General features: G+C 50.2%; 3 protein-coding genes. 1 reads left to right on the forward strand and 2 read right to left on the reverse strand.

Annotated features, from left to right (window positions below; genetic code table 11):
• Positions 1–28 precede the first annotated feature (28 nt).
• Both G7Y46_RS09000 and G7Y46_RS09175 read right to left on the reverse strand, forming a co-directional pair.
• A complete protein-coding gene (locus tag G7Y46_RS09000; protein WP_241157114.1) occupies positions 29–973 on the reverse strand; it encodes an IS110 family transposase in 945 nt (314 codons plus the stop codon).
• Between the two features lie 9 nt (positions 974–982).
• Entirely contained in the window at positions 983–1,144 is a 162-nt protein-coding gene (locus G7Y46_RS09175; RefSeq protein WP_241157115.1) for a hypothetical protein, read from the reverse strand.
• Positions 1,145–1,476: 332 nt separating this feature from the next.
• Here G7Y46_RS09175 and G7Y46_RS09005 point away from each other — a divergent pair, with 332 nt between their 5' ends.
• Positions 1,477–2,628 carry a nucleotide sugar dehydrogenase gene (locus G7Y46_RS09005; protein WP_277424178.1) on the forward strand — a complete coding sequence of 384 codons (1,152 nt, stop codon included), beginning with the start codon at positions 1,477–1,479 and terminating at the stop codon, positions 2,626–2,628.
• Positions 2,629–2,847 lie beyond the last annotated feature (219 nt).

Genomic DNA, 2,847 nt, shown 5'->3' on the forward strand with positions numbered 1-2,847 from the left:
TGATCGGTATTGAGCAGGTAGAATGCTCTTAGGTCAGCGTCCCTTCGCTCATGCGCCCGAGCGCCCATATCCAGCATGCCAACTCGCGCGCAGTGGCCACGTTGGCCACAACGGGACGCTTATGCAGGTCGATGGTGAAGTGCCGCCTTCGATCGACCAGCCGCCTTACGCCTTGCGCCGCATGGTTCGATATCGAGGTCGGCACGGAATCGTCGTAGAGGCCGCGCTTCCGCTCCTTGGTGGCACGCGTGTAGTGCCAGCTCGCCTCCACGAGGAGCTTCCGCAGATGTGAATTGCCGGCCTTGGTGATGCCACCCCGGCACACATGCTCACCTGACGAGTGCTCCGAAGGGACGAGTCCTAACCATGAGGCGAATGCGCGGGCGGTTTCGAACCGTGAGAACACGCCCGTCTCGACCACCAGGAAAAAAGCGGTCATGGTCTCGATGCCCTTCATGCATCGAAGCGCCTCTACCCGCTCATGCCAGCGTGGCTTCTGCGCGTATTGGCAGAGCCTCTTCTCGATCGCCTTCTTCTGAGCTTCTATGTGCCGAACTTGGGAGATGTAATAGTCAAGCGATTCCTGCGCTGCTGCATCAGGAAGCTCTATGCGCCTGATCCATTCCCAGTGAGCGCGTGTCCACGTGCCGCGACGTTTGCCTTCCTCTGTGCATTCGCTCCAGACCCATCCCCAGCGGATGAGCAGATGCGTCAGGCGATGTTTGGCGCGCGTGAGGTCGTCTCGGATATCTTCCAGCACGCGGGAGAGATTGCGGGCGCCTTCGGTCTCCACATCCGGCACGAACACTTCCACGATATTGTGCGCCATAAGCTGTCGCGCCAAAAACTCCGCATCACTGCGGTCGTTCTTCTTGCGCTTGTCGGATGCGGGTTTGTGCATCTTGGAAACTGCCCCGACGATACAATCAACCTCGAATTCCCGAAGCGAGCGGACAAGGTGGAACCCCGTCACGCCGGACTCCTAAACCGCTTTCGGGTATTCGAACTGAAGTATCCAGCTTGCCACTTCCGCAGGTTTATAGCCAAACTTCTGTGAACGAACCTCGCCCGTGATGGAGTCAAGTGCGACCGCAGTGATAGAACGCGCGTGGACATCAAGACCGATTGAAGTAACATGGTTCATGGTGAGTCCCTCTCATATATGTGGCAACCTGGCTGGTTGTCGGTTTTGGTTAGATGGAACCATTATCAGCCTCGACCCACGGTTATATGAATAGACGATATGAAGCAGGGGCTCACAATGTTCTACTCATATCGTCTCTCCAAACGAGTTATCGAGGTGTGGTCTTCAAGTTCCCCAACGAGAGGTCTTTAAGCACGAGTTATTGCATTCATCAAGGATTTTTAGGGCTTTTATCTTGAACTCTGGACTATATACCGGTTCTTCCTTTCCACGTTATTACGTGTCCAAGAAATCGTCCGGGGTCTATCTCGAAAGGAGACAGACCAAGGAGAATTGCTGTAGATGTTGTGCCAGAAAAGATTGAACTTCTAAAAGCCCGAAAAAGCCCAATCGTAGATTCCGATATAGAAGACTTTCTTGCTCATAAAAACCTTGATTTGCACCCCACCCTTGATGGGGCAGAAGCTTATAAATCGGCAGACATAGTCGTTATAGCAACGCCGACAAATTACGACCCCGATATGAATTTCTTCGATACCAGCTATGTTGAGCAGGTGATAGAGCTTGTATTAGAAGTAAATCCTGCTGCTGTTATGGTTATTAAATCAACGGTGCCGGTTGGTTATACCAAGTCTCTTTGTAAGTGCTATCCTGCGGGGCGCTTTTTGTTCAGCCCTGAATTTTTGCGTGAGGGTCATGCGCTCTATGACAATTTGCATCCTTCGCGCATTATCGTGGGCGTGCCTTCCGAGAGCGCCTTTAAGGACGAACTTGAATCTGCGGCACATAAGTTTGCAACTCTGCTAGCAGAGGGTGCGCAAGATTCAGCCGAAAATATTCCGACCCTTATTATGCGAGCAACCGAGGCTGAAGCGGTGAAGTTGTTTGCCAACACTTATCTGGCTTTGCGCGTCTCCTACTTCAACGAACTTGATACATATGCAAGCGTGCGTGGGCTAGACGCTGCACAAATTATTGAAGGGGTGGGCTATGACCCGCGTATTGGAAACCACTACAACAACCCATCGTTTGGCTACGGCGGTTACTGCTTGCCTAAAGACACCAAGCAGCTTTTAGCCAACTACAAAGATGTCCCCCAAAACCTTATAGAGGCTATAGTAGATGCCAATCGCACGCGCAAAGACTACATTGCAGATGAGATAATAGACCGCGTGTGGCGGCTAGTTTATGAAGGTGTCGAAAAGCCTGTGGTGGGAATTTATCGCCTCACTATGAAATCGGGCTCTGATAACTTTCGTGCAAGTTCTATTCAAGGCGTTATGAAGCGCGTTAAGGCTAAAGGTATTCCTGTTGTTGTATACGAGCCTACCTTGAATACGTCTGAATTTTTCGGTAGCGAAGTGGTGCGCAATCTTGCTGACTTCAAGCATCGCTGCGATCTCATAGTAGCCAACCGCTGGAGCCCTGATTTAGACGACGTATCCGTCAAGGTATACACCCGCGATTTGTTTGGGAAGGATTAAATGAAGTGTGACAAAATGCCAGCTTTCTGCAAGATTTACACTCATTAAAAGTTGCAACTATGAAGATTTGAGGTGTCAATAGGTGTTGCAAACAGTTGGTTTTGTGCCAAGGTTTGTATGTCACTTGATATCGCATTTTTGATACACAGATATAAGGTTTGCTATCTAGTCTTGATTAGAAGATTTATAAATTTTCTAGAGAAAGAATAGATTGCTATG

This window comes from Adlercreutzia sp. ZJ304 (assembly GCF_011039075.1).
Classification (GTDB): domain Bacteria; phylum Actinomycetota; class Coriobacteriia; order Coriobacteriales; family Eggerthellaceae; genus Adlercreutzia_A.